Here is a 23249-nt window from a genome sequence, read left to right as displayed (position 1 = left end):
CGCTCGTCGCGCTGCGTGATCGCGGCGAGCCGCTGCCGGCCGGCGCGATCCTGTTCTCGCCGTGGACGGACCTGGCCGGCACCGGCGGCACGATGCGCAGCAACGACGGCGTCGACCCGATGTTCGCGGCCGCGGCGCTGCCGAAGGCGGCGAAGCTGTATCTCGGCGACGCGCCGGCGACGCATCCGTACGCGTCGCCGTTCTACGCCGATTTCACGGGCCTGCCGCCGCTGTATATCCAGGTCGGCAGCACCGAGGTGCTGCTCGACGATTCGCGCCGCGTCGCCGAGAAGGCAAAGGCGGCCGGCGTTCAGGTTGAAATTGAGGTGTGGCCCGACATGCCGCACGTGTGGCAACTGTACGCGCCGATGGTGCCGGAAGCGCGCGACGCGCTCGACCGCGCGGCCGCGTTCCTGCGCCGCGTCGCGGTCGAACGTGCGGTTCAGCGCGCGGGCGAGGCGTCGATGGCCTGATAGGCGGCCTGGACGGCCACCGAGCCGTACTTGCGTTCGAGCCGGCGCACGGTGAAGTGGCCGTGCGCCATCTGCTGGAAGTGGTCGATGAACAGCGTGTTGACGGTCGCGCCGAGCACGGCGCCGATCGCCGGGATCGACTTCGCGGCCATCTGCTCGGTCACCTGCACCGAGAAGCGCGACGCCACCGTCTGCACGAGCTTGAAGACAGCCGCCGAGCTGTGCGCGGCGATGCCTTTCGCGGTGATGTCCGACGACGCCTTCGAGATCGCCTGCGCGAGCGCGCCGCGCAGCACGAAATAGCCGAGATCGGCGTCTTCCTCCTGCTTGTCCGGGTTGCCGCCCATGCCCAGCACGGCCAGGCATTGCAGCTGCGTATCGACCGACGTCAGGTCCTCGCCCTCGCTGCGCGCGATGTCGCACACCGAGCGGAAGATCAGCGTGGTCGTGACCGGCAGCTCGACCGGCAGCGCGAGAAAGCCGAACGCGCCGCCCGCCGCGCCGGTCGTCGCGACCGCGAGCTTGTGCAGCAGGTTGCTGGGCTTTTCAGGCTCGGCGTCCGGCGCCTGTGGCTTGCCGAGCGTGCGCAGCGCGATGTTCAGGCACTTGCGCAGCGCGAGCTGCGTCGCGTCGTTGATCTTGCCGGTCGCGAAGTCCGGCAGCCGCGCGATCATTTTCTCGACCGGCGCGCCGAGCACGCCCGTCAGCTTCATCGTCAGCGACGGGCTTTCCAGCACCTGCTTCGCGCGCCGCAGCGCGTCCCGATCCTCCGGCGAAAGCGCCGTCGCAGGGGTGATTGAAATCGGTTCCATCTTTCTCCTTGGCCTGAACAGGCCCTGAACCTATCGTCAGCCTAGATTACTCCGGCATGCTAGAATTTTGAGATTATTTGACCCGGCAAAAGTTGCATCGACAAAAAATGGCCGTTCATACCGCCGCCCACCATTCGAGCGGGCAAGTCCTGCCGTTCCGCGAATCGCTGCTCGCGATGATCGGGATCTCGTTCGTCACCATGCTGGTCGCGCTGGACCAGACGGTCGTCGGCACCGCGCTGCCGACCATCGTCGCCGAACTCCGCGGCTTCGACCTGTACGCGTGGGTCGCGACCTCGTACCTGCTCAGTTCCGTGATCACGGTGCCGATCTTCGGCCGGCTCGGCGACTATTACGGCCGCAGGCCGTTCGTGATCGCGTCGATCGTCGTGTTTACCGGCGCGTCGGTGCTGTGCGGGATGGCCAACGACATGCTGTATCTCGTGCTCGCGCGCGGGCTGCAGGGAATCGGCGGCGGGATGCTGGTCGGCACCGCGTTCGCGTGCATTCCCGATCTGTTTCCCGATTCCGTCGTGCGGCTGCGCTGGCAGGTGCTGATGAGTTCGGCGTTCGGTATCGCGAACGCGGTCGGCCCGTCGCTCGGCGGCGTGCTGACCCAGTCGTTCGGCTGGCGCTCGGTGTTCTATGTGAACCTGCCGATCGGCATCCTGTCGCTGTTCTTCGTGTGGCGCTACCTGCCGCACCTGCGCCACGTCGAGCACGACCGCAAGATGCGGCTCGACTGGCCGGGCGCGCTGTTGATCGCGCTGTCGCTCGGTGCGCTGCAACTGTTCGTCGAATGGCTGCCGAAGTACGGCGTCGCGAGCTGGGCGTCGCTGCTGCTCGTCGTCGCGGTCGCGGCGGGCATCGGCCTGTGGCACTGGGAAAAGCGCTGCGCGCAGCCGATTCTGCCGTTCGACATGTTCGGCAACCGCGCGCTGTCGGCCCTCTTCGTGCTCGCGATCCTCGCCGGTTTCTCGATGTTCTCGCTCCTGTTCTACGCGCCGTTGCTGTTCCAGGGCGGCTTCGGGATGTCGCCGAGAGAGGCCGGGCTCGTGATCACGCCGCTCGTCGTGTTCATCACGATCGGCAGCATCATGAACGGCCGCGTCGTCACGCGCATTCGCCATCCGAACACGATGCTGCACGTCGGCTTCGTGCTGTTCGCCATCGCGTGCGCGGGCGTCGTCGTGTCGACCCACACGACGCCGACCTGGATGCTGATGGCGCTGATGGTCGCGGGCGGCATCGGGCTCGGCTTCGTGCTGCCGAACCTCACCGTGTTCGCGCAGCAGACGGCCGGCCGCGAGCATCTCGGCATCGCCACGGCGCTGTTGCAGTCGCTGCGGATGGTCGGCGGGATGCTCGGCACCGCGCTCACCGGCACGCTCGTCAACCAGATGTATTCGGGCGGCGTGCGCGACGCGCTGTCGGGCGACCACGCGATGCAGTGGCACGCGCGGCTCGCCGATCCGCAGATCCTGATCGATCGCGCGGCGCAGGGCGGTCTCGTCGCGGAGTTGACGCGTGCCGGGCATAATGGCGCGCTGCTGCTGGAAGCGGCCCGCGAATCGCTGGTCGGCGCGATTCACCTGGGTGTCGCGATGGCGGCCGTCGTCGCCGTGGTGTCGGTGTGGCAGTGCCGTCGCGTGCCGCCGATCGCGCTGCGGCGCAAGATCGAACCGCACGTCGCGGCCGATTGACCGATCGGGCGAGCGATTCGACGACTCAACGATTCACCGGAACGAAATCAGCGCATGGAAGAACAGGACCGCGTCGCGATCTTGCAGCAATTCGGACGCACGTATCGCGCCTTCATGACCGCGTTCGAAGCGCACGTCGGGCAGCCGATGCCGCGCTGGCGCATCATGGTCGCGCTGCACACGATGGACGGTCATGCGTCGCAGAAGAAGCTCGTCGAAGTGCTGCGCATCGATCCGGGCGCGCTCACGCGCCAGTTGAAGTCGCTCGACGCGCTCGGCTGGATCGAGCGTGCATCGGACGCGCGCGACAACCGCGTGACCAACGTCACGCTGACGGACGCCGGCCGCGCGGCGTTCGACGCGTGCCTGCCGCGCCGCAAGGCGTTTCTCGAACAGACGATGGCGCAGTTGCCGGACGACGTGCTGAATGCGCTGTCGGGCGCGCTCGCGATGCTGGAATCGCGGATCGCGGACGTCGGGTCGACGCCAGCCGCGCGTTGACGTGCGGAGCCGGGCGGCACGTCAGCGCCGCCGGCCATCGCTTCGTTTCATTCCGAGTGGGTGCAGGTTTACAGCTCGATGCGCGTGCCGAGCAGCGCGAGGAACTGCGCGAGCCAGGCCGGATGCGCGGGCCACGCGGGCGCGGTGACGAACGGCGCGTCGGTCACGGCCGCGTCGACCGGGATGTCCGCGTATTCGCCGCCCGCGAGCTTCACCTCCGGCGCACAGGCCGGGTAGGCCGAAATGCGCTTGCCGCGGATCACGTCGGCGGCCGCGAGCAGTTGCGCCGCGTGGCAGATCGCCGCGATCGGCTTGCCGGCTTCGGCGAACTCGCGCACGAGCGAAATCACCTTCGGATCGAGTCGCAGATATTCGGGCGCACGGCCGCCCGCGATCGCGAGCGCGTCGTAGCGCGCCGCATCGACGTCGTCGAACGCCGCGTTCAGCGTGAAATTGTGGCCGGGCTTCTCGGTGTAGGTCTGGTCGCCCTCGAAATCGTGGATCGCGGTCTTGATCTTGTCGCCCGCGCGCTTGCCGGGGCAGACTGCATCGACGTGGTGGCCGACGGCCTGCAGCGCCTGGAACGGCACCATCGTTTCGTAGTCTTCGGCGAAATCGCCGGTCAGGAACAGGATCTTCTTCGCGGCCATGGCTTTCTCCAGTGAAGCAGCGTTGAAGGCCCGGTCGCGCCGTGCATGACGGCCGCGACGGGCCCCGAGGACGAAAGCGCAGTGTACTCCGGCAGATTGAAGCGCGCGTGACGGCCGCCCCGCGCGAGCGGCAGGGCGGCGCCGCGCGCGGCGGGCGTCAGAAGAAGGTTTCGACGACTTCCGTCACGCGGAACTGCGGATCGAGCACGAGCACCTGGCGCCACTTGTCGAACGTCAGGCACGGGTGCGAGATGTCGAACGCGACCATGTCGCCGACCTTCACGTCCGCGCCCGGCGGGATCTGCAGGTATGCGTGCTGGTCCATCATCCCGGTGACGGCCCAGCCTTCGGCGGCGGCGACGTCGCGCGGCGCGGTGTCGCGGCCCGGGCGGAAGTGGCGCGCCGGCTCGGGCAGGCCCGCGTCGAACGCCGCGTCGCGCTTGCCGAGCGCGACGATCGCACGGTCGGCTTCCGGCACCGACTGCACGTACGCCCACAGCTGCAGCGCCGGCAGCAGCCCTTCGCCCATCGAGCGGGCGATCGGGTTGCGCGCGAACACGTCGGTCTGCGCCTTCTTGTAGATGCCGACGTCGTGCGTCAGGTAGCAGCCCGGACGTAGCACGACTTCCGCGAAGCCCGCGTCGGACGCCTTCCTGAATTCTTCCGCGACCACGTCGTACCACGCCGAACCGGCGCCGGACAGGATCGCCGGCGTGCGCGCGAAGCGGCCGGCTTCGGCCAGCTCGCGCGTGAGCGCGACCGCCTGCTGCAGGAACGCGCGGATCTCGCCTTCCTCCTTCAGCACGCCTTCATAGAGCTCGATGCCGGCCAGCTTCAGCGTGTCCGGATAGCGCGCGATCGCGGCCAGCACGGCCTCGCGCTGCGCGGCATCGCGCACGCCCGCGCGACCGCCCGGCACGCCGAGCTCGATCAGCACGTTCAGCGATTTCTTCGCGGCGCCGAAGAAGCGGCCGAGCTGGTCGACGCTCTCCGCGGAATCGACGAGACAGAAGAATTCGAAATCGGGATCGGACAGCAGCCCCGCGATGATCGTCATGTTCTGGCGGCCGACCAGCTGGTTCGCGAGCAGCACGCGGCGCACGCCGCCGTGATACGCGGCCTGCGTCTGGTGTGCGGTCGCGAGCGTGATGCCCCACGCGCCGGCGTCGAGCTGGCGGCGGAACAGTTGCGGCGCCATCGTCGTCTTGCCGTGCGGCGCGAACTTGACACCGTATTTCTGCACGAACGCCTGCATCCAGTTCAGGTTGTGCTCGACGCGATCCTCGTAAAGCACGGCGGCCGGCAGGCTGACGTCTTCCGCGAGCAGATTCCATTCGAGCCGGCTCGCGTCGCCGAGCGGCACGCTCGCGCTCGGCAGATTGCCCAGGCCCTTGCCGAACGGATCGATCGTCGCTTCCTGATAGTTTGTAACTTTCATGTCATCCCGCTCCATCATCACTATGCATTGCACTGAAGTTGACATGCAGATGGTACAGAAAGTAGCATCGGCGCGGTGATGTTATTTAATAACATCCCGCTTCACACCCTTTTCCGCCGATGAATACGTCCGCTTCCCCGTCCGCTCCGCCTGCCGCCGAGCCGCATCCGGCTCAGGCCGCCCCGCCGGTCCTCGACATCGTCGCGCGGATCGCCGAATGCGCGCCCGAGCTGCGCGAAGCCGAGCGCAAGGTTGCCGCGTTCATCCTCGCCGATCTGGCGCGCGCCGCGCATGCGAGCATCGGCGCGCTCGCGCGCGACGCGGAGGTCAGCGTCGCGACGGTCACGCGTTTCGCGAAGGCCGTCGGCTGCCGCGACGTGCGCGAACTGAAGGTGCTCGTCGCGCAGGCGGCGGCCGTCGGTCAGCGTTTCCTGGTGCCGTCCGACGACGCGCCGGCCGACGACGCGAGCCCCGCATCGATGGTCTACGACGAGATTCGCGTGGCGCTCGCGCACAACCACCAGTTGCTGCGCAACACGTCGTTCGACGCGGCGGCCGACCTGCTCGCCGGCGCGAAGATGACGTACGTGTACGGGCAGGGCGGCGGCTCGACCGCGCTGGCCGACGAGCTGCGCTTCCGGCTCGTGCGTTTCGGCCGGCCGGTCGCGAGCTACCAGGACAGCCTGCTGCAACGGATGGTGGCCGCGACGCTGTCGGGCGACACCGTCGTCGTCGCGTTGTCGGTGAGCGGGCGCGTGCCCGAGCTGCTCGAGAGCTGCCGGCTCGCGAAGCGCTACGGCGCGAAGCTGATCGCGATCACCGCGCCGGCGTCGCCGCTCGCGAAGCTCGCCGACCACCTGATCCCGGTCGTCGCGTTCGAAACCGATTTCATTTACAAGCCGTCGACCTCGCGCTACGCGATGATGATGGCGATCGACGTGCTCGTCACCGGCGTCGCATTGCGGCTCGGCGATGCGGGCCGGGAATCGCTGCGCCGCATCAAACACGCGCTCGACGCGCACCGCGGCGGCGGCGACCGTCAACCGGTAGGAGACTGACCATGCATTCGTATCCCGAAGCGGCCGATACGCTGATCGTCGGCGCGCAGTTGTACGACGGCACCGGCGCGCCGCCCGTCACGCGCGACGTCGCGATCCGCAACGGCCTGATCGCGGCGATCGGCAATCTGTCGAACTGGCTCGCGGAGCACGTCGTCGACGCGAACGGCCGGGCGCTCGCGCCGGGCTTCGTCGACGTGCACACGCACGACGACACGCACGTGATCCGTGCGCCGGAGATGATCCCGAAGATCTCGCAGGGCGTGACGACCGTGATCGTCGGCAACTGCGGAATCAGCGCATCGCCGGTGACGCTCGCCGGCGACCCGCCCGATCCGATGAACCTGCTCGGCGAGCGCGGCGCGTTCCAGTACCCGAGCTTCGCCGCTTACGTCGCGGCCGTCAACGACGCGCGCCCGGCCGTGAACGTCGCGGCGCTCGTCGGCCATACGGCGCTGCGCAACAACCAGATGGACCGCCTCGACCGCGCGGCGACCGACGGCGAGATCGCCGGCATGCGCGCGCAGCTCGAGGAGGCGCTCGCGAACGGCGCGCTCGGCTTGTCGTCGGGCCTTGCGTACGGCTCCGCGTTCGCGGCGCCGCCCGAGGAAGTGATGGCGCTCGCCGAGCCGCTCGCCCAATCCGGTGCGCTGTACACCACGCACATGCGTACCGAGTTCGACGCGATCCTCGACGCGATGGACGAGGCTTACCGCGTCGGCCGCCACGCGCAGGTGCCGGTCGTGATCTCGCACCTGAAGTGCGCGGGCCCGTCGAACTGGGGGCGCAGCACCGAGGTGCTCGCGTCGCTCGACGGCGCGCGACGTTACCAGCCGGTCGGCTGCGACTGCTATCCGTACAGCCGCAGTTCGTCGACGCTCGACCTGAAGCAGGTGACGGGCGACATCGACATCACGATCACGTGGTCGGAGCCGCACCCGGAAGTCGCGGGCAAGCTGCTGAAGGCGATCGCGGCCGACTGGGGCATGACCGAGCAAGAAGCCGCGCAGCGCATTCGCCCCGCGGGCGCCGTGTACCACAACATGTCCGAGGACGACGTGCGTCGGATCCTGTCGCATCCGGCGACGATGGTCGGCTCCGACGGCCTGCCGAACGATCCGCTGCCGCACCCGCGGCTGTGGGGCGCGTTCCCGCGCGTGCTCGGCCATTACGTGCGCGACACCAACCTGTTGCCGCTCGAGGAGGCGATCCGCAAGATGACGTCGCTGTCCGCGCGTCGCTATGGCATCCCGAAGCGAGGCGAAGTGCATGTCGGTTACCACGCGGATCTCGTGCTGTTCGATCCGGCGAGCGTGATCGACGCCGCGACGTTCGAGAAGCCGCAACAGCCCGCGCACGGGATCGACGCGGTGTGGGTGAACGGCGTGCTGACATACGAAAACGGCCAGCCGACCGGCGAGCGCGCCGGCGGTTTCGTCGCGCGCGGCGAGCGCGTGCCGGCGAGTGCCGATGCGGCGTTCTGAACGCGGCAGGTGTTCCGATCTTCCGCGCGTGCCCAAGCCGGCGCGCGCATCCGTAACCGAAATGTGAGGAGTGAAACGATGAAGCGATATGGCGTAGGCGAAGCGAAGGGCACGGGCGGCCAGGTGATGCCGTTTGCACGGGCGGTCGAGGCCGACGGCTGGCTGTACGTGTCGGGCCAGACGCCGATGGTAAACGGCGAGGTCGTCGAAGGCGGGATCGTCACGCAGTCGAAGCAGACGATCGAGAACGTGATCGCGATCCTGAAGGAAGCCGGCTACGGACTCGAGCACGTCGTGCGCTGCGGCGTGTGGCTCGACGACGCGCGCGATTTCGCGTCGTTCAACAAGGTGTTCGTGTCGTACTTCGGCGAGCATCCGCCGGCACGCGCGTGCGTGCAGTCGAGCATGGTCATCGACTGCAAGGTCGAGGTCGATTGCATCGCGTACAAGCCGCCGGTGAAGTAACGCGGCCGCGGCGAGTCGATACGCGCAACGGGCCCGGTGTGAACAGCACCGGGCCCGTTTTGTCATTTTCCGGGCGCGGTCCGACGGACTCGACGCCGTCACGCGGCTGCAACCGTTGCAACGCATTCAGCCCGTTCGTGTAACGTGCTGTCCGAACGACTGAAAGGACATGTATGGAATGGGCTGCACTGGTGCCGGAGCTGATCTGCTCGGACCTTGCCGGAAGCGTGCGCTTCTATCGTGACGTGCTGGGTTTCCGGATTCGCTTCGAGCGTCCGGAAGACGGATTCGCGTACCTCGAGCTCGGAGGGGCTCAGCTGATGCTCGAGCAGCAGAGCCCGGAAAGCTGGCTGACGGGCGCGATGGAGCCGCCGTTCGGGCGGGGAATCAACCTGCAGATCGAGGTCGATGCGATCGGCCCGATTCATGACCGGATCGTCGCCGCGGGCGTGGCGCTGTTCACCGACCCCCGAACCTCCTGGTATCGGCAGGACGACATCGAACACGGCCAGATCGAGATGCTGGTGCAAGACCCCGACGGCTACCTGCTGCGCCTGGTGGAAATTCTCCCGGAGCGCCCGGTGCAAGGATGAACCGGGCCGTCCGCCGCCCGGAAGGGGCGGGCGAACGGTCGCCGGCGGGTTTCACTGCCGCGCCGTCCGCGCGTTGTCCGGCATCGGCTGGTTGTAATTCGTGCGGAACGGGTTGATGTCGAGCCCGCCGCGGCGCGTATAGCGCGCGTACACCGCGAGCTTCACCGGTTTGCACGCATGCAGGATGTCGAGGAAGATCCGCTCGACGCACTGCTCGTGAAAGCCCGTGTGATTGCGGAACGAGATGATGTAGCGCAGCAGGCCCGCGTGGTCGATCTGCGGCCCGACGTAGTGGATCTGCACGCTGCCCCAGTCGGGCTGGCCCGTGACCGGGCAGTTCGAGCGCAGCAGGTCGGACACGAGCGTCTCCTCGACCGGCGCTTCGTTCTCGCCGTCGGCCGCCGACAGCAGCGACGGATCGGGTTCGTACACGTCGGTGTCGAGGTCGAGCCGGTCGAGCGACAGTCCGTCGAGCTCGTCCATCTCGAGCTTGGCGAAATCGTGCGGCGACACCAGCTGGACCGACACGCTCGCGCCGCACGCGGCCGACACGTCGCGCTTCAGCACGTCGCGCACCGCATCGACCGAGTCGAACTTCGACTGCGCGAACGAGCCGAGATACAGCTTGAACGACTTCGATTCGACGATGTTCGGCGATTCGGCCGGCACGTAGAACGTCGCGATCGCGACCTGCGGCTTGCCGCGCGCGTTGAGCCACGACAGCTCGTACGCGTTCCAGATGTCGGTGCCGAAGAACGGCAGCGCCGACGTGATGCCGAGCTGCTCGCGCGCGCCGGCGCGCGGGATCGGGAACAGCAGCGACGCGTCGTACTGCGCCGCGTAGACGGTGGCCTTGCCGAGCGGGGAATGTTCGGGATTCATTGCACGAAGCCTTTACGACAGGAAGAGGCGGTAAGCCGGGTTGGCGCTCTCTTCGACATACGGATAGCCGAGCGCCGCGAGGAAGCGTTCGAATTCGGCGCGATCGGCCTGCGGCACCTGCAGCCCGACGAGGATCGAGCTGTAGTCCGCGCCCTGGTTACGGTAGTGGAACAGGCTAATGTTCCAGTCCGGCGCCATCGACGACAGGAACTTCATCAGCGCGCCCGGCCGTTCCGGGAATTCGAAGCGGAACAGGCGCTCGTCGAGCGCGAGCGGCGAGCGGCCGCCGACCATGTAGCGGATGTGTTCCTTCGACAGCTCGTCGTGCGTCAGGTCGACGCTCTTGAAGCCGTGCGACTCGAAGTTCGCGGCGATCTCCGCCGATTCGCCGCGGCGCTTGATCTGCACGCCGACGAAGATGTGCGCGGACTTCTCGTCGGCGATCCGGTAGTTGAACTCGGTGACGTTGCGATCGCCGACGAGCGAGCAGAAGCGCTTGAAGCTGCCGCGTTCCTCGGGGATCGTGACCGCGAACACGGCTTCCCGTGCTTCGCCGACCTCGGCGCGCTCGGCGACGAACCGCATCCGGTCGAAGTTCATGTTCGCGCCGGACGTGACCGCGACGAGCGTCTGGTTCTCGATGCCTTCGCGTTCCGCATACAGCTTCGCGCCCGCGACCGCGAGCGCGCCGGACGGCTCGAGCACGCTGCGCGTGTCCTGGAACACGTCCTTGATCGCCGCGCACAGTGCGTCGGTGTTGACCGTCACGACGCCGTCGAGGAATTCGCGGCACAGCCGGAAGGTTTCCTCGCCGACGAGCTTCACCGCGGTGCCGTCCGCGAACAGGCCGACTTCGCTCAGCTCGACGCGCTCGCCCGCGTCCAGCGACTGCGCCATCGCGCACGAGTCCTCGGCCTGCACGCCGATCACCTTGATCTCCGGGCGCACCGCCTTCACGTACGCGGCGACGCCGGACGCGAGCCCGCCGCCGCCGATCGGCACGAAGATCGCGTGGATCGGGCCCTGGTGCTGGCGCAGGATCTCCATCGCGATCGTGCCCTGACCGGCGATCACGTACGGATCGTCGAACGGGTGGACGAATGTGAGGTCGCGCTCCTGCTGGACCTTGACTGCGTGCGCGTACGCATCGCTGTACGATTCGCCCGCCTGGATCACCTCGACGCTCGGGCCGCCGTGCGCGCGCACCGCGTCGACCTTCACCTGCGGCGTCGTGACCGGTACGACGATCACGGCCTTGACGCCCATCCGGGCCGCCGAGAACGCAACGCCCTGCGCGTGGTTGCCGGCCGACGCGGTAATCACGCCGCGCGCGAGCGCGTCCACCGGAATGTGCGCCATCTTGTTGTACGCGCCGCGCAGCTTGAACGAGAACACCGGCTGGTTGTCCTCGCGCTTCAGGTAAACGGCGTTGCGCAGCCGGGCCGACAGGTTACGGGCCGGTTCGAGTTCCGTCTCGATCGCGACGTCGTAGACGCGCGCGGTGAGGATTTTCTTCAGGTAATCGTGGGATGCCATGGGCGCTCGCGGGCAGTGCGGATGCAGACGGTAAAGGGTCAATGATAGCGCCAAGGGTCCGCCCGCACGCAAGCGGCATGCCGGGCGGGCGGCTGTGAGCGCTCGCGTGCGCGGGCGGACAGGGCATTCGCGCCGTCGGGCGCCGCCTTTTACCGGCGCACTTTACCGGTTTAACCGCATGGTTACCGACCGGACGGACGGCGAATGATCACATGAAATCGCGCCGAGCCCCGCCCGGCGCGGCTCACGGCGATAGCCCCACGACCTGTCCGGCGTGCCACGGGCGGGCCGATCATGGGTTAGAATTCCGTTTTGAATCAAGGATTCGGAAGATGCAGAGGCACCCTCGGATCGCACCGTTGAAGCCGACGCCGCGCGCAGCCAGCCCCGCGGCCGAACGGCATGCGCGCCGCGCGCGATCGTGCTGATGATTCCGAGTGCCGCCAGGCCCTGTCGCCGGCCAGGAGGGGCGAGTCGCCCGCTCCGGCCCCATGAAGGACAGCCGCGCGCCTGGTAACAGAACAGATTTCCCCAAGATTGCGCCTACGCGCTTGCCGACGCCCGTGCACGGTGTATCGGCCCTCCGAGTCGTCCGAACATGAACGCACCACAAGTTTTCGATCCGCATGGCGCGGCCGCCGCCGTCGCCGCCGACCCCGCGCCCCGCTTGCGCGAGATTCCCTACAACTACACGTCCTTCTCGGATCGCGAGATCGTGATCCGCCTGCTCGGCGAAGAGGCGTGGTCGGTGCTCGACGAACTGCGTGCCGAGCGCCGCACGGGCCGCTCGGCACGGATGCTGTACGAAGTGCTCGGTGACATCTGGGTCGTGCGTCGCAACCCGTATCTGCAGGACGACCTGCTCGACAACCCGAAGCGCCGCGCGCTGCTGATCGAGGCGCTGAACCACCGCCTGACCGAGATCGGCAAGCGCCGCAGCGCCGATCTCACCGAGCACCGCGACGACGCCGGCCGCGAGCGCGCGTCGCGCGTCGAGATGCTCGAAACCGCCGCGCAGCGCGCGGTCAACGAGTTCGCGGACGAATTCGACAAGATGGCAGACCTGCGCCGCCGCGCGACCAAGGCGCTCGGCCGCTGCACGCAGAAGGACAACATCCGCTTCGACGGGCTGTCGCGCGTGTCGCACGTGACCGACGCGACCGACTGGCGCGTCGAATACCCGTTCGTCGTGCTGACGCCCGACACCGAAGCCGAGATCGCCGGCCTGATCAAGGCGTGCTTCGAGCTCGGCCTGACCGTGATCCCGCGCGGCGGCGGCACCGGCTACACGGGCGGCGCGGTGCCGCTCACGCCGTTCTCCGCGGTGATCAACACCGAAAAGCTCGAACAGCTCGGCGCGGTCGAACTGACCGAGCTGCCGGGCGTCGCGCACAAGGTGCCGACGATCTTCTCCGGCGCAGGCGTCGTCACGCGCCGCGTGACCGAGGCGGCGGAAGCGGCCGGCTACGTGTTCGCGGTCGATCCGACCTCGCTCGACGCATCGTGCATCGGCGGTAACGTCGCGATGAACGCGGGCGGCAAGAAGGCCGTGCTGTGGGGCACCGCGCTCGACAACCTGGCCTGGTGGCGAATGGTCGACCCGGACGGCAACTGGCTCGAAGTCACGCGCCACGAGCACAACCAGGGCAAGATCCACGACATCGCGGTCGCGCGCTTCGAGCTGAAGTGGTTCGACGGCGCGTACGCGCCCGGCGAGAAGCTGCTGCGCACTGAAATGCTCGAGATCGAAGGCCGCCGGTTCCGCAAGGAAGGGCTCGGCAAGGACGTCACCGACAAGTTCCTCGCCGGCCTGCCGGGCGTGCAGAAGGAAGGCTGCGACGGGCTCATCACGTCCGCGCGCTGGGTGCTGCACAAGATGCCCGCGCACACGCGCACCGTCTGCCTCGAATTCTTCGGCCAGGCGCGCGAGGCGATCCCGAGCATCGTCGAGATCAAGGACTACCTGTTCGAGACGTCGAAGCAGGGCGGCGCGATCCTCGCGGGCCTCGAGCACCTCGACGAGCGCTACCTGCGCGCGGTCGGCTACGCGACCAAGAGCAAGCGCAATGCGTTTCCGAAGATGGTGCTGATCGGTGACATCGTCGGCGATGACGCCGACGCGGTCGCACAGGCGACGTCCGAAGTGATCCGGATGGCGAACGGCAAGAGCGGCGAAGGCTTCGTCGCGGTCAGCGCGGAGGCGCGCAAGCGCTTCTGGCTCGACCGCAGTCGCACGGCCGCGATCGCGAAGCACACGAACGCGTTCAAGATCAACGAGGACGTCGTCATCCCGCTGAACCGGATGGGCGAGTACACCGACGGCATCGAGCGGATCAACATCGAGCTGTCGCTGAAGAACAAGCTGCAACTGGTGGATGCGCTCGAAGCGTTCTTCCGCGGCGGCAACCTGCCGCTCGGCAAGACCGACGACGCGAACGAGATCCCGAGCGCCGAACTGCTGGAAGACCGTGTGCAGCAGGCGCTGGAACTGCTCAAGCGCGTGCGCGCGCGCTGGGAATTCGTGCGCGACCGGCTCGACCAGCCGCTGCGCGAGGCGCAGCACTACCTGGTGCAGCTCGGCTACGAGGCGCTCGCCGAGAAGTTCGCGGATCGCGCGGACGAGCAGCCGGGCGCGACCGTGTTCCACATCACGCAGGACCGCACGGTCCGCATCTCGTGGAAGCAGGAGATCCGCGCGGAGCTGCGCGCGATCTTCAACGGCGGCGCGTTCAAGCAGATCCTCGACGAGGCGCAGGCGATCCACAAGCGCGTGCTGCGCGGCCGCGTGTTCGTCGCGCTGCACATGCACGCGGGCGACGGCAACGTCCACACCAACATCCCGGTCAACTCCGACAACTACGAGATGCTGCAGGACGCGCACGCGTCGGTCGCCCGCATCATGACGCTCGCGCGCTCGCTCGACGGCGTGATTTCCGGCGAACACGGGATCGGCATCACGAAGCTCGAATTCCTGACCGACGACGAGATCGCCGAATTCCGCGCGTACAAGCAGCGCGTCGACCCGAACGGCCGCTTCAACAAGGGCAAGCTGCTCGACGGCGCCGACCTGCGCAACGCGTACACGCCCAGCTTCGGGCTGATGGGCTATGAATCGCTGATCATGCAGCAGTCCGACATCGGCGCGATCGCCGATTCGGTGAAGGACTGCCTGCGCTGCGGCAAGTGCAAGCCGGTGTGCGCGACCCACGTGCCGCGCGCGAACCTGCTGTACAGCCCGCGCAACAAGATTCTCGCGACGTCGCTCTTGGTCGAGGCGTTCCTGTACGAAGAGCAGACGCGCCGCGGCGTGTCGATCAAGCACTGGGACGAGTTCAACGACGTGGCCGACCACTGCACGGTGTGCCACAAGTGCGCGACGCCATGCCCGGTGAAGATCGACTTCGGCGACGTCACGATGAACATGCGCAACCTGTTGCGCAAGATGGGCAAGAAGAAATTCAACGCCGGCAATGCGGCGGGCATGTTCTTCCTGAACGCGACCAATCCGCAGACGATCAACCTCGCACGCGGCGTGATGATGGGCGTCGGCTACAAGGTGCAGCGCTTCGCGAACGACATGCTGAAGAAGGTCGTGACGAAGCAGACGCAGCACCCGCCCGCGACGACCGGCAAGCCGCCGGCGGTCGAGCAGGTGATCCACTTCGTCAACAAGAAGATGCCGGGCAACCTGCCGAAGAAGACGGCGCGCGCGCTGCTGGACATCGAGGACAACAAGATCGTGCCGATCATCCGCAACCCGAAGTCGACGACCGTCGATTCGGAAGCGGTGTTCTACTTCCCGGGCTGCGGCTCCGAGCGGCTGTTCTCGCAGGTCGGGCTGGCCACGCAGGCGATGCTGTGGGAAGCCGGCGTGCAGACGGTGCTGCCGCCGGGCTACCTGTGCTGCGGCTATCCGCAGCGCGGCTCGGGCCAGTACGACAAGGCCGAGAAGATCGTCACGGACAACCGCGTGCTGTTCCACCGTGTCGCGAATACGCTGAACTACCTCGACATCAAGACGGTGGTCGTGTCGTGCGGCACCTGCTACGACCAGCTCGCGGGTTACGAATTCGACAAGATCTTCCCGGGCTGCCGGATCATCGACATCCACGAGTTCCTGCTCGAGAAGGGGATGAAGCTCGATGGCGTGACGGGCACGCGCTACATGTATCACGACCCGTGCCACACGCCGATCAAGACGATCGACCCGGTGAAGCTGGTCAACGAGCTGATGGGTTCGGAAAAGGACGGCTACAAGATCGAGAAGAACGATCGCTGCTGCGGCGAATCGGGCACGCTGGCGGTCACGCGGCCGGACATCTCCACGCAGGTCCGCTTCCGCAAGGAAGAGGAGATCCGCAAGGGCGCCGCGAAGCTGCGCGCGATTCCCGTGGTGGCGGGCGATGCGCCGGCGCCGGCCGCCGCGGCCGCGAACGGCCCGGACGTGAAGATCCTGACGAGCTGTCCGTCGTGCCTGCAGGGCCTGTCGCGCTACAGCGAGGACGCGAACCTCGAAGCCGACTACATCGTGGTCGAAATCGCGCGCCAGGTGCTCGGCGAGAACTGGATGGCCGATTATGTCGCACGGGCGAACCATGGCGGGATCGAGCGCGTGCTGGTCTAATGCGGGCATGACGACCGCCCGACCGGGCCGGGAATGAGCGGGCGCCGGCATGCCATGCCGGCGCCTGTCCACATGGGAGCGACGATGGAATGCGTGTTTTGCCGTGAAGACGGCGGCGAGGTGCTCTGGCAGGACGATGCGCTGCGCGTCGTGCTCGCCACGGGCGAGCACGACTACCCGGGCTTCTGCCGGGTGATCTGGGGCGCGCACGTGGCCGAGTTCTCCGATCTCGGCGAGCCCGAGCGGGCACATCTGATGCGCGTGGTCTACGCGGTCGAGCGGGCCGTGCGCCGCGTGATGCAGCCGAACAAGGTGAATCTCGCGAGCCTCGGCAACATGGTGCCGCACGTGCACTGGCACGTGATTCCGCGTTTTTCCAACGATGCCCATTTTCCGCAGCCCGTGTGGGCACCGCGCCAGCGCAGCGTGTCCGAGGCGCTGCTGCGCTCGCGCGCGGCGCAGGCCTCGCTGCTGCACAATGCGGTGCGCGAGGAAATTCAACGCATGACCGATTCGAGGCAAGCATGAGCGGTTTGACTTCCACGACGCCGATTCCGTCCGGCGTCGTCGTGCACGCGGTGTCGCGCGTGCTCGAATTGCAGTATCCGAACGGCGAGAGTTACCGGATTCCGTTCGAGCTGATGCGCGTCTATTCGCCGTCGGCCGAGGTGCGCGGCCACGGGCCCGGCCAGGAGACGTTGCAGACCGGCAAGCGCGAAGTGACGATCACCGCGCTCGAGGGCGTCGGCAACTACGCGCTGCAGCCGACGTTCTCCGACGGCCATTCGACCGGCATCTACTCGTGGGATCTGCTGTACGAGCTGGCGACGCAGCAGGACGCGCTGTGGCGCGACTATTTCGACAAACTGAAGGCGGCGGGCGTCGAGCGCGACGCGCCGATGCAGGCGGCCGGCGCGCCGCAGGGCCACTGCCACTGAAATCGACGGCGCCCGCTCGGCGCCGTCTTGCCATTTACTGAGGATCAACGCGATGAGCAAAACCCACTTCGGCTTCGAGAGCGTCGAGGAAAACGAAAAAGCGAAGAAAGTGGCGGGCGTGTTTCATTCGGTCGCGAGCAACTACGATCTGATGAACGACCTGATGTCGGCGGGCATGCACCGCGCGTGGAAGGCGTTCACGATCGCGCAGGCGAATGTGCGCCCCGGCTTCAAGGTGCTCGACATCGCGGCCGGCACCGGCGACCTGACCAAGTCGTTCGCGAAGGCGGCCGGGCCGACGGGCGAGGTCTGGCATACCGACATCAACGAATCGATGCTGCGCGTCGGCCGTGACCGGCTGCTCGACAAGGGCGTCGTGACGCCGTCGCTGTTGTGCGACGCCGAGAAAATTCCGTTTCCGGACAACTACTTCGACGTGGTCACGGTCGCGTTCGGGCTGCGCAACATGACGCACAAGGATGCCGCGCTCGCCGAGATGCGCCGCGTGACGAAGCCCGGCGGCCGCGTGATGGTGCTGGAATTCTCGAAAGTCTGGGATCCGCTGAAAAAGGCGTACGATCTGTATTCTTTCAAAGTATTACCGTGGCTTGGCGACAAGTTCGCGAAAGATGCTGAAAGTTATCGGTATCTTGCTGAATCTATCCGGATGCACCCCGATCAGGACACGCTGAAGACGATGATGGAACAAGCGGGCCTCGACGCCGTCAAATATTACAATTTGTCAGGTGGCGTGGTAGCTTTACACCTAGGGACCAAGTACTAAGGGGTTCTTTCCCTACATTCGTCTTACATTCGGAGAAGCTGATGTCTGAATCGCGTTCGTTGTTCAACCGTAGCAAACCGTCGAAGCCGTGGGCTCGACGGGTCGGCACGCTGCTGATGGTCGGCCTGCTCACGGCCGGCACGTTCGCATCGCTCGACGCCGAAGCCCGGCGCATGGGCGGCGGGCGCAGCATCGGCCGCCAGAATTCCACCGTCACGCAGCGCCAGGCCACGCCGCCCGCGCAGCAGCCGATGCAGCAGGCCGCGCCGTCGCAGGCGCAGCGTGCGAACCCGGCCGCGCCCACGCCGGCCGCGCAGCCCAACCGCTCGCGCTGGCTTGGGCCGATCGCCGGCCTCGCGGCCGGTCTCGGCATCGCGGCGCTGCTGTCGCACTTCGGTCTCGGCGGCGCATTCGCGAGCATGATGGCGAACGTCATCGTGATCGCGTTGCTCGCGATGGTCGGCATCTGGCTGATCCGCAAGTTCATGAACCGCCGTCGCCCGCAGGAGCCGGCGTATTCGGTCGGCGGCGCGGCTTCGTCGTCGGGCGGCTACTCGCAAAGCCCGTCGTTCCAGCAGGGCAACACCGGCAGCAATTACGCGGGCAGCGGCAGCAGCTATGCGAACGAAGCGCAGGGCGTGTTCGGCGGCGGTGCAGCGGCCGCCGGCGCGGCCGCGGCGGCAGCGGCGCCGCTGCAGGTGCCGGCCGGCTTCGACACCGAAGCGTTCCTGCGCAGCGCGAAAGTCTATTTCGTGCGCCTGCAGGCGGCGTGGGACCAGGGCAACCTGGCCGACATCCGCGAGTTCACGACGCCCGAAATGTTCGCCGAGATCAAGATCGACCTCGATTCGCGCGGCAACGATGCGAATCAGACCGACGTCGTGCAGCTCGACGCGGAACTGGTCGCGATCGAGGATCGCGGCATCGAGCAGTCGGCGAGCGTGCGCTTCCACGGCCTGATCCGCGAATCGGCGAATACGTCGGCCGCGCCGTTCGACGAGGTGTGGAACCTGTCGAAGTCGGGCAGTCAGGGCTGGCTGCTCGCGGGTATCCAGCAGATCAACACGCACTGAGCGTGGCCGGCGGCCTGCGCCGCCGGGCACCCGGGCGACGGCCGCCGCACTGCGACCGCTTGCCGCCCGGGTGTACGGTCAGGCACGGTCTGCCGCCGATCCGACGTTACAATAGAAACCCGCGTGGGCGCCCGGCCTGCGCGGGTTTTTTCTTTCCCAGCCCGATGACCTTTGCCGCCAAGCCTTTTGCTGCTGCCGTCAACCACTTGCTCGCGCGCGAATCGTGGGCGCGCGACCGCCTGATTCCCTATGCGGGCAAGACTGCCCGGATCGACGTGTCCCCCGTCACGCTCACGCTGCTGGTGCAGCCCGACGGCTATCTGTCGGCCGTCGACGCGCACGATGCGCAACAGGTCGACGTGTCGATCGCGCTTGCCGGCGACACGGTCGCCGCGTTCCTGCAGGGCGGCCAGGCGGCCGTGATGAAGCATGTGAAGATCGAAGGCGACGCGGAATTCGCGACGCAGATCGCGAAGCTGGCCGAGCACCTGCGCTGGGAGCCGGAAGAAGATCTCGCGAAGCTGGTCGGCGACGCGGCGGCGTACCGGATCGCGACGGTCGTGCGCGACGCCGGCGCGCGCGCGCGCCGCACCGGCCGCAATGTGCTCGATTCCGTCGCCGAATACTGGCTCGACGAGAACCCGCAGGTCGTCCGGCGCGCGTCGCTCGGCGGCTTCGACGCCGAACTGGCGCGCGCACGCGATGCGCTCGCGCGGGTCGAAAAGCGGGTCGAGCGACTCGAACAAAAAATCGGCGCGCGCACGGGTTCCGGCCCGCGCGGCGCGCACTGAGGGCCGCAGGGCATGCGCATTTTCCGTTTCATCAAGATTGTCTACACCGTCATCCGCTTTGGTCTCGACGAAGTGATGCTGTCCCGGATCGACGACCGGCGCGTGAAGCTGCTGTTGCGGATCACGACGATCGGCCGCCGCTTCTCCGATCCGCCCGCCGTGCGGTTGCGTCACGCGCTCGAAAGCCTCGGCCCGATCTTCGTGAAGTTCGGCCAGGTGCTGTCGACGCGCCGCGACCTGCTGTCGGTCGATTTCGCGAACGAACTCGCGAAGCTGCAGGACCAGGTGCCTCCGTTCGATTCGGCCGTCGCGATCGCGATCATCGAGAAGTCGCTCGGCGCGCCGGTCGACGAGCTGTTCGACGAATTCGAGCGCGAGCCGATCGCGAGCGCGTCGATCGCGCAGGTGCACTTCGCGAAGCTGAAGCAGGGCGTGCACGCGGGCAAGGCCGTCGCCGTCAAGGTGCTGCGGCCGAACATGCTGCCGGTGATCGATTCCGACCTCGCGCTGATGCGCGACATCGCGACGTGGACCGAGCGCATGTGGGCCGACGGCCGGCGCCTGAAGCCGCGCGAGGTCGTCGCCGAATTCGACAAGTACCTGCACGACGAGCTCGACCTGATGCGCGAGGCCGCGAACGGCAGCCAGCTGCGCCGCAACTTCGCGGGCCTCGACCTGCTGCTCGTACCCGAGATGTTCTGGGATTTCTCGACGTCGCAGGTGCTCGTGATGGAGCGCATGACCGGCGTGCCGATCAGCCAGGTCGAGACGCTGCGTTCGGCCGGCGTCGACATCAAGAAGCTCGCGCGCGAAGGCGTCGAGATCTTCTTCACGCAGGTGTTCCGCGACGGCTTTTTCCATGCGGACATGCATCCGGGCAACATCCAGGTGAGCCTCGACCCGAACACGTTCGGCCGTTATATCGCGCTCGATTTCGGGATCGTCGGCGCACTGTCCGATTTCGACAAGAATTACCTCGCGCAGAACTTCCTCGCGTTCTTCAAGCGCGACTATCACCGTGTCGCGACGCTCCACCTCGAATCGGGCTGGGTGCCGCCCTCGACGCGCGTCGAGGAGCTCGAAAGCGCGATCCGCGCGGTGTGCGAGCCGTATTTCGATCGCGCGCTGAAGGACATCTCGCTCGGCCAGGTGCTGATGCGCCTGTTCTCGACGTCGCGCCGTTTCAACGTCGAGATCCAGCCGCAGCTCGTGCTGCTGCAGAAGACGATGCTGAACGTCGAAGGGCTCGGCCGCTCGCTCGATCCCGAACTCGACCTGTGGAAGACCGCGAAGCCGTATCTCGAGCGCTGGATGACCGAGCAGATCGGCCTGCGCGGCTGGTACGAGCGGTTCAAGGTCGAGGCGCCGCAGTGGAGCAAGACGCTGCCGCAACTGCCGCGCCTGATCCACCATGCACTGGCCGCGCGCCACGACGCGCCGCGTGCCGCGAGCGAGGAGCTGATGCGTCAGGTCCTCGTCGAGCAGAAGCGGACGAACCGGCTGCTGCAGGCGTTGCTGATCTTCGGCCTGGCCGTCGGCGTCGGGGCGCTCGTCGCGCGCGTGCTGCTCGCGCTCGCGTACGGCGCTTGATCGAAAGGAGCGCGGCGATGTCCGATCCGAAGCAACTGGCCGCCCCGTCGGCCGCCGATTTCGCGACGCGCGACCCCGGTAGCGCATCGTTCTGGGACGAGCGTTTCGCACGCGGCGTGACGCCGTGGGAATTCGGCGGCGTGCCGGACGGGTTTCGCGCATTCGCACAGCGGCACGAGCCGTGCGCGGTGCTGATTCCCGGCTGCGGCAGTGCGCAGGAGGCCGGCTGGCTTGCGCAGGCCGGCTGGCCGGTGCGTGCGATCGATTTCGCCGCGCAGGCGGTCGCTGCGGCGAAGGCGCAACTCGGCGCGCATGCGGACGTCGTCGAGCAGGCCGATTTTTTCCAGTACCGGCCGCCGTTCGACGTGCAGTGGGTGTACGAGCGCGCGTTCCTGTGCGCGTTGCCGCCGAGCCTGCGCGCCGGTTATGCGGCGCGGATGGCCGAACTGCTGCCCACGGGCGGATTGCTGGCCGGCTATTTCTTCGTGGTGGCCAAACCGAAGGGGCCGCCGTTCGGGATCGAGCGGGCGGAACTCGATGCGCTGCTCGCGCCGTACTTCGAGCTGCTCGAGGATTTGCCCGTGACCGATTCGCTGGCCGTGTTCGACGGGCACGAGCGCTGGCTCACGTGGCGCCGTCGCTGATGCGCGGGCGTCGCGGCCATTGCCGGAGCGCGTCGGGGTTTCGGCTATAATTCAAGGTTTTGCAAGCCGTTTCCAGTTTCTGCGGGAAAAATATCATGCCGATCTACGCCTATCGATGCGAAGCGTGCGGTTTCGCGAAGGACGTGCTCCAGAAGATGAGCGACGCGCCGCTGACGCAATGCCCTGAATGCGGGAAGGATGCTTTTCGCAAACAGGTGACCGCCGCCGGTTTCCAGCTGAAGGGCTCGGGGTGGTATGTCACCGATTTCCGCGGCGGCTCGGGCGGCGCCAGCGCACCGGCGACGGCGTCGGGCGACGCGGCGCCGGCAGCACCCGCGGCGGAAGCCGCACCCGCCGCTGCCGCGCCGGCTGCGGCGAGCAGTTCGGGCAGCACCACGACGACGAGCGCCGCGCCGGCTCCGGCCGCGACGCCCGCCGCCGGCAGTTGACCGTCGCGGCCCGGCCGGGTCGCGACCCACTCGCGCCGCAGGCGCGGTTCATTGACGGCAGATGATGAAAAAGACGACCCTGAAAACGGTGTTCCTGACCGGCTTGCTGGTTCTCGTCCCGCTCGCGATCACGCTGTGGGTGCTCGGCCTCATCATCGGCACGATGGACCAGACGCTGCTCCTGCTGCCCGAATCGTGGCAGCCCGAGCGGATGCTCGGCTTCCATCTGCCGGGGATCGGCGCGGTGCTGACGCTCGCGTTCATCTTCGTCGTCGGGCTGGCCACGCAGAACTTCATCGGCCAGAAGCTCGTCACGTGGTGGAACGCGGTCGTGCGCCACATCCCGGTCGTCGGGCCGATCTACACGAGCGTCAAGCAGGTATCGGACACGCTGCTGTCGAGCAGCGGCAACGCGTTCCGCAAGGCGCTGCTGATCGAATACCCGCGCCGCGGCTCGTATACGATCGCGTTTCTGACCGGCACGCCCGGCGGCGACGTGGTCAACCATCTGACGGAAGAGTACGTGAGCGTGTACGTGCCCACGACGCCGAACCCGACGTCGGGCTTCTTCCTGATGCTGCCGAAGAGCGAAGTCATCGAACTCGACATGTCGGTCGATGCCGCGCTCAAGTACATCGTCTCGATGGGCGTCGTGGCGCCTTCGGCGCCTGCTCCGGCGCCCGCCCGCCGTCCCGTCGAGCCGCCGCTGTAAGTAAAGAATCATCGCCCCGGGCCGCGCGTTGCGGCGCCCGTTGATCAAA

General features: G+C 67.4%; 22 protein-coding genes. 17 read left to right on the top strand and 5 right to left on the bottom strand.

What is annotated here, in order from left to right:
• Positions 1-473 (top strand): alpha/beta hydrolase fold domain-containing protein (locus tag H3O04_RS11950; RefSeq protein WP_202587748.1); only part of this gene is annotated, 473 nt, incomplete at its 5' end.
• On the opposite strand, the gene H3O04_RS11945 is transcribed toward H3O04_RS11950, so the two are convergent.
• Positions 443-1285 (bottom strand): EcsC family protein, encoded by an 843-nt coding sequence (locus H3O04_RS11945; protein WP_011546200.1) that lies wholly within the window; start codon positions 1283-1285, stop codon positions 443-445. The two genes, H3O04_RS11950 and H3O04_RS11945, sit on opposite strands and share 31 nt — an antisense overlap.
• A gap of 107 nt (positions 1286-1392) precedes the next feature.
• Between H3O04_RS11945 and H3O04_RS11940 the strand changes: the two genes are divergently transcribed.
• Positions 1393-2988, top strand: coding sequence for an MDR family MFS transporter (locus tag H3O04_RS11940; protein ID WP_202587747.1), 1596 nt, complete (start codon positions 1393-1395; stop codon positions 2986-2988).
• A gap of 54 nt (positions 2989-3042) precedes the next feature.
• Entirely contained in the window at positions 3043-3489 is a 447-nt protein-coding gene (locus tag H3O04_RS11935; RefSeq protein ID WP_011546198.1) for a MarR family winged helix-turn-helix transcriptional regulator, read from the top strand.
• Positions 3490-3557: 68 nt separating this feature from the next.
• Here H3O04_RS11935 and H3O04_RS11930 read toward each other — a convergent pair whose 3' ends face one another.
• Positions 3558-4139, bottom strand: a complete 582-nt coding sequence (locus H3O04_RS11930) for a DJ-1/PfpI family protein (RefSeq protein ID WP_006477826.1) — start codon at positions 4137-4139, stop codon at positions 3558-3560.
• Positions 4140-4296: 157 nt separating this feature from the next.
• The gene (locus tag H3O04_RS11925) at positions 4297-5577 is read right to left on the bottom strand and encodes an amino acid deaminase (protein WP_012329215.1); all 1281 of its coding nucleotides are present in this window, start codon (positions 5575-5577) and stop codon (positions 4297-4299) included.
• A gap of 119 nt (positions 5578-5696) precedes the next feature.
• On the opposite strand from H3O04_RS11925, the gene H3O04_RS11920 reads away from it, so the two are divergent.
• The 4 genes from H3O04_RS11920 to H3O04_RS11905 all read left to right on the top strand — a co-directional run bounded on the left by H3O04_RS11920 (position 5697) and on the right by H3O04_RS11905 (position 9177).
• Positions 5697-6635 carry a MurR/RpiR family transcriptional regulator gene (locus tag H3O04_RS11920; protein WP_011546196.1) on the top strand — a complete coding sequence of 313 codons (939 nt, stop codon included), beginning with the start codon at positions 5697-5699 and terminating at the stop codon, positions 6633-6635.
• 2 nt (positions 6636-6637) lie between these two features.
• Entirely contained in the window at positions 6638-8119 is a 1482-nt protein-coding gene (locus H3O04_RS11915; protein WP_202587746.1) for an N-acyl-D-amino-acid deacylase family protein, read from the top strand.
• A 78-nt stretch (positions 8120-8197) separates the two neighbouring features.
• Positions 8198-8584, top strand: a complete 387-nt coding sequence (locus H3O04_RS11910; protein WP_006477830.1) for a RidA family protein — start codon at positions 8198-8200, stop codon at positions 8582-8584.
• Positions 8585-8757: 173 nt separating this feature from the next.
• Positions 8758-9177 carry a bleomycin resistance protein gene (locus tag H3O04_RS11905; RefSeq protein ID WP_202587745.1) on the top strand — a complete coding sequence of 140 codons (420 nt, stop codon included), beginning with the start codon at positions 8758-8760 and terminating at the stop codon, positions 9175-9177.
• Between the two features lie 51 nt (positions 9178-9228).
• On the opposite strand, the gene queF is transcribed toward H3O04_RS11905, so the two are convergent.
• Together queF and ilvA are read right to left on the bottom strand one after the other, a co-directional pair.
• Positions 9229-10059: an NADPH-dependent 7-cyano-7-deazaguanine reductase QueF gene (queF, locus tag H3O04_RS11900; RefSeq protein WP_011546193.1), complete on the bottom strand. Its 831-nt coding sequence runs from the start codon at positions 10057-10059 to the stop codon at positions 9229-9231.
• A gap of 12 nt (positions 10060-10071) precedes the next feature.
• Positions 10072-11595, bottom strand: a complete 1524-nt coding sequence (gene ilvA / locus H3O04_RS11895; protein WP_027810296.1) for a threonine ammonia-lyase, biosynthetic — start codon at positions 11593-11595, stop codon at positions 10072-10074.
• Between the two features lie 598 nt (positions 11596-12193).
• On the opposite strand from ilvA, the gene H3O04_RS11890 reads away from it, so the two are divergent.
• From H3O04_RS11890 to H3O04_RS11845, 10 genes are all read left to right on the top strand, one after another.
• A complete protein-coding gene (locus H3O04_RS11890; RefSeq protein WP_006477834.1) occupies positions 12194-16219 on the top strand; it encodes a DUF3683 domain-containing protein in 4026 nt (1341 codons plus the stop codon).
• Between the two features lie 84 nt (positions 16220-16303).
• Positions 16304-16747, top strand: coding sequence for an HIT family protein (locus tag H3O04_RS11885; RefSeq protein ID WP_011546191.1), 444 nt, complete (start codon positions 16304-16306; stop codon positions 16745-16747).
• Complete coding sequence (locus H3O04_RS11880; protein WP_202587744.1) at positions 16744-17157, top strand: gamma-butyrobetaine hydroxylase-like domain-containing protein; 414 nt, start codon at positions 16744-16746, stop codon at positions 17155-17157. Before H3O04_RS11885 ends, H3O04_RS11880 begins: the two co-directional genes overlap by 4 nt.
• Before the next feature lie 52 nt (positions 17158-17209).
• The gene (gene ubiE, locus H3O04_RS11875; protein WP_006477837.1) at positions 17210-17941 is read left to right on the top strand and encodes a bifunctional demethylmenaquinone methyltransferase/2-methoxy-6-polyprenyl-1,4-benzoquinol methylase UbiE; all 732 of its coding nucleotides are present in this window, start codon (positions 17210-17212) and stop codon (positions 17939-17941) included.
• A 41-nt stretch (positions 17942-17982) separates the two neighbouring features.
• Positions 17983-19014, top strand: coding sequence for a Tim44 domain-containing protein (locus tag H3O04_RS11870; protein ID WP_006477838.1), 1032 nt, complete (start codon positions 17983-17985; stop codon positions 19012-19014).
• 164 nt (positions 19015-19178) lie between these two features.
• A complete protein-coding gene (locus H3O04_RS11865) occupies positions 19179-19805 on the top strand; it encodes a ubiquinone biosynthesis accessory factor UbiJ (protein ID WP_174388613.1) in 627 nt (208 codons plus the stop codon).
• A 12-nt stretch (positions 19806-19817) separates the two neighbouring features.
• On the top strand, positions 19818-21395 hold the full coding sequence (ubiB, locus tag H3O04_RS11860; protein ID WP_202587743.1) for a ubiquinone biosynthesis regulatory protein kinase UbiB: 1578 nt from the start codon (positions 19818-19820) through the stop codon (positions 21393-21395).
• Between the two features lie 17 nt (positions 21396-21412).
• Positions 21413-22039, top strand: a complete 627-nt coding sequence (locus H3O04_RS11855; protein WP_202587742.1) for an SAM-dependent methyltransferase — start codon at positions 21413-21415, stop codon at positions 22037-22039.
• A gap of 95 nt (positions 22040-22134) precedes the next feature.
• Positions 22135-22488, top strand: coding sequence for an FmdB family zinc ribbon protein (locus H3O04_RS11850; protein WP_011546185.1), 354 nt, complete (start codon positions 22135-22137; stop codon positions 22486-22488).
• 61 nt (positions 22489-22549) lie between these two features.
• Entirely contained in the window at positions 22550-23200 is a 651-nt protein-coding gene (locus H3O04_RS11845; protein ID WP_006477842.1) for a DUF502 domain-containing protein, read from the top strand.
• The last annotated feature ends 49 nt before the right edge of the window (positions 23201-23249 follow it).

This window comes from Burkholderia sp. KCJ3K979, from assembly GCF_016759955.1.
GTDB classification, from domain to species: domain Bacteria; phylum Pseudomonadota; class Gammaproteobacteria; order Burkholderiales; family Burkholderiaceae; genus Burkholderia; species Burkholderia orbicola.
This window is presented reverse-complemented; position numbering and strand designations above follow the sequence as displayed.